This window comes from Kribbella antibiotica, assembly GCF_004349055.1.
In the GTDB taxonomy this organism is placed as follows: domain Bacteria; phylum Actinomycetota; class Actinomycetes; order Propionibacteriales; family Kribbellaceae; genus Kribbella; species Kribbella antibiotica.
In genome coordinates this window covers 23,058-30,874 of record NZ_SMKX01000106.1, presented here as the reverse complement: position 1 = coordinate 30,874, position 7,817 = coordinate 23,058, and the positions used below count along the sequence as shown (strand labels likewise).

General features: G+C 66.4%; 7 protein-coding genes. 1 reads left to right on the top strand and 6 read right to left on the bottom strand.

The window, feature by feature from the left end; all coding sequences use genetic code 11:
• Positions 1-924, bottom strand: a 924-nt coding sequence (locus E1263_RS29025) for a serine hydrolase domain-containing protein (protein WP_132173054.1), incomplete at its 3' end; no start/stop codon positions are given.
• A gap of 2 nt (positions 925-926) precedes the next feature.
• Entirely contained in the window at positions 927-1,295 is a 369-nt protein-coding gene (locus tag E1263_RS29020) for a DUF1398 family protein (RefSeq protein WP_132173052.1), read from the bottom strand.
• Between E1263_RS29020 and E1263_RS29015 the strand changes: the two genes are divergently transcribed.
• Positions 1,294-2,172 carry a poly-gamma-glutamate hydrolase family protein gene (locus E1263_RS29015; RefSeq protein WP_132173050.1) on the top strand — a complete coding sequence of 293 codons (879 nt, stop codon included), beginning with the start codon at positions 1,294-1,296 and terminating at the stop codon, positions 2,170-2,172. The genes E1263_RS29020 and E1263_RS29015 overlap by 2 nt on opposite strands.
• Here E1263_RS29015 and E1263_RS29010 read toward each other — a convergent pair.
• The 4 genes from E1263_RS29010 to E1263_RS28995 all read right to left on the bottom strand — a co-directional run bounded on the left by E1263_RS29010 (position 2,165) and on the right by E1263_RS28995 (position 7,746).
• Positions 2,165-2,674, bottom strand: a complete 510-nt coding sequence (locus E1263_RS29010; protein ID WP_202869101.1) for a GNAT family N-acetyltransferase — start codon at positions 2,672-2,674, stop codon at positions 2,165-2,167. The two genes, E1263_RS29015 and E1263_RS29010, sit on opposite strands and share 8 nt — an antisense overlap.
• Before the next feature lie 40 nt (positions 2,675-2,714).
• A complete protein-coding gene (locus E1263_RS29005) occupies positions 2,715-4,184 on the bottom strand; it encodes an ATP-binding protein (protein ID WP_132173048.1) in 1,470 nt (489 codons plus the stop codon).
• Positions 4,184-5,845, bottom strand: coding sequence for an NAD(P)/FAD-dependent oxidoreductase (locus E1263_RS29000; RefSeq protein WP_132173046.1), 1,662 nt, complete (start codon positions 5,843-5,845; stop codon positions 4,184-4,186). Before E1263_RS29000 ends, E1263_RS29005 begins: the two co-directional genes overlap by 1 nt.
• Positions 5,846-5,958: 113 nt before the next feature.
• Positions 5,959-7,746 carry a chitinase gene (locus E1263_RS28995; RefSeq protein WP_132173044.1) on the bottom strand — a complete coding sequence of 596 codons (1,788 nt, stop codon included), beginning with the start codon at positions 7,744-7,746 and terminating at the stop codon, positions 5,959-5,961.
• Positions 7,747-7,817: the final 71 nt, after the last annotated feature.

Here is a 7,817-nt window from a genome sequence, read left to right as displayed (position 1 = left end):
AACCTGCACGCCGTACCCCCACCCCTCCCCGTTGAGGAACATCTGCGCAGCCGGCTCACCACGCTGCTCGGCAGTCAGCTGGTCTGTCACCATCGCCGCAGCAAGGTCCGGCCGCAACAGCTCCCCGTTCAGCAGCGCAGCAGTGAACCGTAGGTAGTCAGCCGCGGTAGACACCAGCCCGCCAGCAGCATGCGGAAACACCGGCGGCGTAAACCAGTCGCTGGCGGCAGGATCGTCCAGCACCGCCAGGCCTTCCGCATAGCTCGGCGCCAACCGAGCGCGAGCATGGTCCGGTACGACGAAGCCGGAGTCGCCCATCCCGAGCGGCTCAAACAACCGCCGCCGAAACAGCTCCGGCAACTCCACTCCGCTCGCCCGCGCCAACAGCACCCCCAATACGGCGTACGCCAGCTCGTACCGCCAGTGCCGACCCGGCTGCTCCATCAGCGGCAGCTCACCAAACCGCTCGATCCACCTGTCCGGAGCAAGCGCCACCGCCGACGGCAGCGGCGGCCCGAACCCCAGCTCGGCCGCCTCCTCCAGCACCGGACACGACTCCACCTCGAAGGCGAACCCGAACCCGAGCCGCATCACCAGCAGGTCCTCCACTGTCACTGGCGACTCCGCCGGGACCGTGTCACCCACCGGTCCGTCCAGCCGCCGCAGCACTCGCTGCCCCGCCAGCTCTGGCAGCCACCGCTCAACCGGGTCCTGCAGGCCCAGCACCCCGGACTCCACCAGCTGCAACGTCAACACCGCAGCCAACGGCTTGGTCATCGAGCTGATCCGAAACACCGAATCAGCACCCACAGCACCCGCTGACCCCAGCCACTGCTCACGCCCATCCGTAAGCCCGACAACCACCCCCGGCACCTCACCGATGGCCAGAAGCCGATCCGCCAACCCCTGTAGCTTCTCCTGCATCACTACACCTCCTCCGACAACAGAGCGGTCCCCGCTCGGTCGTAGTACGTGATCGTCAGGGCCTGCGTGTCGAACGTCCACTTCTCTACCCCCGCCGCAGCAAGCGCCCGCGACATCTCGACGTACGAGCCCTGTTCCAGCGCAGCGAGGAACGCATCCCGATCGCTAGCGGCCGCAACCTCGAACACGTCATGTGCGGGTCCCGTCGACACCTCGTGCCCACCCACCCCGAAGTACGTCGCATGCCCGTCGGTGACGTACGAGTCGCTCGACACGACTCCGATCTCCCCGAGCGCCTGCAGGAACGCCCCCAGCGTCGAGGCGCTGCCGAGGCGATCGTGGATACCGTCGACCTGCTCCAGGGTGAACATGCCCAAGAGCTATCACGACACGCCGGTCACTGCTCGCCGACCGGCGCCTGCACGCAGAGTGGACGGCGTGCAGAGCTCACGACGAGGTTTCCTGGGGATGGCGGTTGTTGCGGCGGTCGGATCGCAGGGGTTGCCTGCCATCGCCACGGTCACCGCAGACAAGTACGACTCCAACACTGACCTGTACGCCGACCCCGCGCTGACTGAGGGGGACCACTACGCGCGGCGGTTCCGGCGGCATCAGTGGTTCGACAACGACCTGACCCAGCGCTACGCCGTACAGCGCACTGTGATCCTGGCACCGCACGGTGGCGGCATCGAGCCCGGTACGTCGGAGCTGTGCCTGGCGATCGCGGGTTATCACCCAGCTGATCTGGCGACGAGCGGTGCGGTCCACGACTACTGGATGTTCGAAGGTCTGCTCTCGTCCGACAACGGCGATCTGCATGTCACGTCAGCTCACTGCGACGATCACGTTGCGCGTTCCCTGGCGGCCGGCTCGCTCAATGCGATCGGGCTGCATGGCTGCAAGGAGTCCCAGGCCGGACTGCCCACCGGGACGCAGGCGGCGCTCGTCGGCGGCCGCAACAACGCGCTCAAGTCCCGGCTCATCACCAGGCTGACGGCAGCCGGCGTACGGGCCATTGACGCGGCCACCGTCCCAGACCTGAACGGCGACGACCCCGCCAACATCGCAAACCGCACCCTGCTCGGCGCCGGCGCGCAGCTCGAGCTCACTGCGCCGCTCCGCCAGGCGATGTTCGGCACCTACACCCGCGCGGACCGCAAGAACACCACGCTGCCGATCTTCTGGAGCTTCGTCACCGCAACCCGCGCGGCGATCGCGGACCTCGAAGCCACTCAGCCCGTCATTTGACGGGCAGCTCGAACAGCAACTCCAGCCCGTCCTCGTCGTCCCACTGATCGCCCACCTGCACGAACCCGTACTTCGCCACTGTCGCCAGCGACGCCACGTTGTCCGGGCTGATCGAGGCCCGCACGACCTTCACCTCGTCCTCACCGCGCGCCCGCTCGAGCAGCGCGCCGAGGATCGCTGTCGCATAACCGCGGCGCTGGTACGCCGGGTCGACCGTGTACCCGACCTCGACCATGCCGACCTCATCCGGCCCACCGTGGAAGCCGGCGTACCCGACCACTGCGTCCTCCCCGATCACCACGCGCGCGATCCAGGCCGCATCCTCCGGGGTGCTCTCGAGCTGCTTCAGGCGGTAACCCCACAGCCACTGCGCGCGGTCCTCGACGAACAACTGCCCGAGCTCGACGCCGGTCAAGGCCCGGCCCGTCGCAAGGTCACCTGCGAGCAGAGCCGTCATTGCCGCCGGCGGCAACTCCACGAACCGAATCTTCTGAGTTGCCATACCGTCGATCATCACACCTTCGTCCACGGGATATCCGGGGTCAGGAGATCAGGTCACCCTGGGCCTGGATCTCGGCTTCGGGGTCAACGGGGAGGACGATCCTGAACCAGGTCTCGCCAGGCTTGGAGTCCACCCGCAGATCACCGTGATGCTTCTTCACGATGATCCGCCACGAGATGTCGAGCCCGAGGCCAGTACCCTCACCGATCGGTTTCGTGGTGAAGAACGGTTCGAAGATCCGGGTCTTGATATCGGCCGGGATGCCCGGTCCGGTGTCGCCGATCTCGACCACGACGTACTGGCCGTCGCGCCGCGTCCGCAGGGTCAACGTGCCCGACCCGTTCATCGCCTGGACCGCGTTGTCGATGATGTTCGTCCAGACCTGGTTGAGCTCGGCGGCGTACGCCGGGATCATCGGCAGCTCGGGATCGAAGTCCTTCACGATCGTCAGGCCGTCGAGCTTGCCCGACATCATCACCAGCGTCGACTTCAGCAGCTCACGCAGATCAACCACCTGGTACGGCGCTCTGTCGATCTGCGAGTACTGCTTGGCAGCCCCGACCAGCGTGGAGATCCGGGTGACCGAGTCGTCGATCTCGTTCATCAGCGACTCGGTGTCGATCGTGTACATCAGCCAGCGGACAGCACCTTCGAGGTACTCGTCGCCGACGGCCGCGCGCACGCCCTCCATCCAGTCGGCGTCGAGCCCGACCGCTGCGAGCACGGGCGCGACATCCCAGCTGTCACGGACGCCGTGGTCGTCCAGCCAGTCAGACAGGTCGTCCTCGGCGTCGCTCTGCTCCATGACGGACATGTCGCGAGCCTTGGCCACGCGCTCGACCGCATCCTCCTGGATCGCGACGATCTTGTGCAGCTTGGTCGCGTCAAGGGTGCCGTCGGCAAGCATCGCCAGCTTGTGCCGCATGCCGGCAACCCGCTGCCGCAGCGTCGCCGCAGCACGCACAGCGGCCGCAGCCGGGTTGTTCAGCTCATGCGTCAGACCGGCGGACAGAGATCCCAGCGCGAGCAGCCGCTCCCGCTGACCGATGGTCTCGTTGCTGCGGCGCGTGCCCATCACGAAGCCCTCGATCAGGTGCACGGCCATCGGGAACCACGTGCCGATCATGCTGGCCATCGCCTCGGCGTCGATCACGTAGAAGTCGGACGGCTCCAGCACGTACATCGAGGCGTTGTAGGTGTTGCTCTCGTTGTCGCCGAAGAAGGCGTTGTAGGCACCGGCATAGACACCGCGCTGGGAGCTGCGGTTGGTCTCCACCTCTTCGCCCTGCAGGAGCTTGCACATCCTGAGCGTCCCCGACAGCAGCATGTAGCAGCAGGTCGCCTCGTCGCCCTCCGCGAAGACGCGGCCCTCCTCGACATGGATGACGTGCCCCTCGCGGGCGATCCAGTCGAGCTGCTCGTCGTTCAGTGCCTCGAACAGGAACAGTGTGCGCAACTCGTCCCTTGTCATCCGACGGAGGTCGTCGGTCTCGTTGTTGGCCACAGTCATCAGAGCATCTCCAGGTATCGGTGCACCAAGGTCACGGCCATCGCACCGTCACCGACAGCCGAGGCGACCCGCTTGACGGACTCCGCCCGCACGTCCCCGGCCGCGAAGACGCCGGGCATGCTCGTCTCCAGGTGGTAGGGGTCGCGGTCCAGGGCCCAGCCCGGTGGCCGTCCCCGCAAGTCCGGTCCGGTCAGCACGAAGCCGCGCTCGTCGCGCAGCAGGTCGCCGGGCAGCCAGTCCGTCCGCGGGGCCGCTCCGATGAACACGAACATCCACTCCGTGTCCACCTCCCGGCTCTCCCCAGAGGTGCTGTTGACCAGCGTCACGCGCTCCAAGTGTTCCGAACCTTTGCAGGAGACCACCTGCGTGCAGGTGTGCACCTCGATGTTGTCGATGCCGGCGATCTGATCGATCAGGTACGACGACATGGTCGCCTCAAGTGAGGGACCTCTTACCAGCATATGCACGCGCGAAGCGTGTTTCGAGAAATAGACCGCAGCCTGCCCCGCGGAGTTGGCTCCGCCGATGATGTAGACCTCCTGGCCGGCGCAGCTCGGCCCCTCGGTCGTCGCAGCGCCGTAGTAGATGCCCCGGCCCGCCAGCTCTTCCATCCCGGGTGCTTCCAGCTGCCGGTACGCCACACCGGTCGCCAGAATGACGGAGTGGGCGGAGATCTCGCTGCCGTCGGCGAACTTGAGCCGCCGGGCCGAACCGACCGTCTCCAGCCCCACGACCTGGCGGGTAGTCAGCAGCTCCGCACCGAAGCGCACTGCCTGTCGCCGCGCCCGGTCCGTCAGCTGTGCGCCGGACACCCCGTCCGGGAAGCCCAGGTAGTTCTCAATCCGACTCGACTGACCGGCCTGACCACCGGTGGCCATCTGCTCGACCAATACGGTCCGCAGGCCCTCACTGGCGCCGTACACGGCTGCTCCAAGACCAGCTGGCCCGCCACCGACCACTACGAGGTCGTAGAACTCAGCTGTCGGGTTGGTTGCCAGACCGACCTTGTCGGCCAGCTCAGCTTCGCTAGGAGCAATCAGTACGACGCCGTCCGGCGTGATGATGACCGGCAGTGTGCTGCCGTCCACACCGGCGGCTTCGAGCAAGCGCTTGGCCTCGTCGTCGTCCACTCCGAGCCACTGGTACGGCACTGCGTTCCGGGCCAGGAAGTCCCGCGCCGCAAAGGAGGGAGCCGACCAGCGGTGCCCGATCACCCGGGTCTCGTCGGACGACACCACCGGTGTCGACTTCCAGAGCTCCAGCATCGAGTCGACCACCGGGTAGAGCTTCTCCTCCGGCGGGTTCCACGGTTTGAGCAGGTAGTGGTCGAGGTCGACCACGTTGATTGCCTGGATCGCGGCGTCCGTGTCGGCGTACGCCGTCAGCAGGACCCGGCGGGCCAGCGGATAGAGGTCCATGGCGGCCTCGAGGAACTCGATGCCGGACATCTGGGGCATCCGGTAGTCGGCCAGCAGGAGCGCCACCGGCTCGCCGCGGAGCTTGAGCTCCTTCAGCGCATCCAGGGCTTGGGCGGGGGTTTCGGCCCGGACGATGCGGTTTTCCTCGGCATACCGCCGGCGGAGGTCACGGGCGATGGACCGGGAAACGCCCGGGTCGTCGTCCACGGTAAGGATCACCGGGCGGGAAGTCGACGCTGTCATGCCTCATTGATACCAGCGAAAACCTACGAATAGGGATCGTTCGTCCACAGGCCCCGGTTCGGTCCGCGGGGGCGGGGCGCGGACCGAACAACGGGGCTAGGGCCTACGGCCCGTCAGGGAAGGGCCGCGAGGAACGGGGCGTGGCTGTTCCGGAACTCCCAGTTGTAGTACTTGTCCCAGTTGATCGACCACGTCATCAGCCCGCGGAACGCGGGTGAGGTGCCGCCGCGCAGTGTGTAACCGCCGCAGCTCTGGCCCTTGACCAGGCAGTTGACCGCCTCCTGCACCTGCGCAGGTGGTGTGTACCCGTTGCCGGCACTGGTCGCGGCCGGTACGCCGAACGCGATCTGGTCCTCCCGCAGGCCGGGGAAGGTCTGCCCGGTGGTCCCGACCGGGAAGCCGGCCTTGATCATGTCGGTCATCGCGATGTGGAAGTCCGCGCCGCCCATGGTGTGGTACTGGTTGTCCAGACCCATCACGGGACCGCTGTTGTAGTCCTGGACGTGCAGCACGGTCAGGGTGTCCCGCAGCGCGTGGATGACCGGCAGATAGGAGCCCCGGCGCGCATCGCCGCCGTTGGTACCCGGGCCGTAGAACTGGTAGCCGATCTGGACGAAGAACGTCTCCGGCGCCATCGTCAGCACGAACTTCGCGCCGTACTTCGCCTTCAGCGACTTGAGCGCGGAGATCAGGTTCACCACGACCGGAGTGGTCGGACTGCGGAAGTTGGTGTCGTTGGCGTCCAGGTAGAGCGAGTGGCCCTCGAAGTCGACATCCAGTCCGTCCAGGCCCCAGCGATCGATGATCGCGCTCACCGAGTTCACGAACGTGTCCCGGGCGCCAGTGGTGGTCAGCTGGACCAGTCCGTTCTGTCCGCCGATAGAGAGCAGCACCTTCTTACCTGCGGCCTGTTTGGCCTTGATAGCGGCCAGGAAGTCCGCATCACTCTCGACGTTCGGGCACTCGCTCACCGGGCAGCGGTTGAACCGGATGTCTCCGGAGGTCGCGGAGGTGGGCTCCCCGAACGACAGGTTGATGATGTTCCACTCACTCGGTACGTCGGCCATCCGCACGTACCCAGAGCCGTTGGCGAAGCTCGCATGCAGGTAACCGATCAGCGCATGCTTCGGCAGCCCGGTGTTGGTGCACCCACTGGTCGTCGCCGATGCCGCACCTGACTGGGGCGACTCTCCGACACTGTTGTACGCGGCAACGGTGTAGCTGTGACTCGTGCAAGCACTCAGCCCGCTGACAGTCGCCGTCGTACCGGTCACTGTCTGTACGACGTTGGTGCCCTCATACACGCGGTAGCCGGTGACCGTGCCGGTCGCAGCGCCCCAGCTCAGCCCGATCGCACTATTCGTCGTACTGGTCACGGACGGCGTCCCGGGAGCACCCGGGGCGCCTGGGTTGGACGGACCGCCCGGGCCGTCCAGGTTGATGTCATCGGCCTGGTACGCCGGCTGTCCGTACCAGCCGTGCACGTAGATCTGCGCCGAGGTCTGATTCGCGCCAGTAGTAAAGGACAGACTCAGCTGCGTGTAACTCGCGGCTGACGGCGTCCACGTTGAAGAGCCCCCAGTGACTCCCAGGTAGACATACGAACCGCGCACCCAGCCGGACAGCGTGTATGCCGTATTGGGGACCACCGTGACCGTCTGGCTGCATTGGGCGAAGTCGCCGCTCGACACCGCACCGTTGAGCGCGAAGCCTCCACTGCGCACCGGGCTGGAGACAACGGACCCACCGGAGCAGGACCAGCCGCTCAATGAGCCGCTCTCGAACCCGGGGTTGGTCAAGATGTTCGCCGCCTGCGCGGTCTGGGTCCCGCCGACGACTATTAACAGCACGCCGACGACGACTGTGAGGAACCGTGAACGCCAGGAGCGCCAGGACAACATGGTGAACCTCCGGGGGCGGTTGGGGTGCATTTAGTAGAGAGGCTTTATAACTCCGGGGTCAATGCGCAACG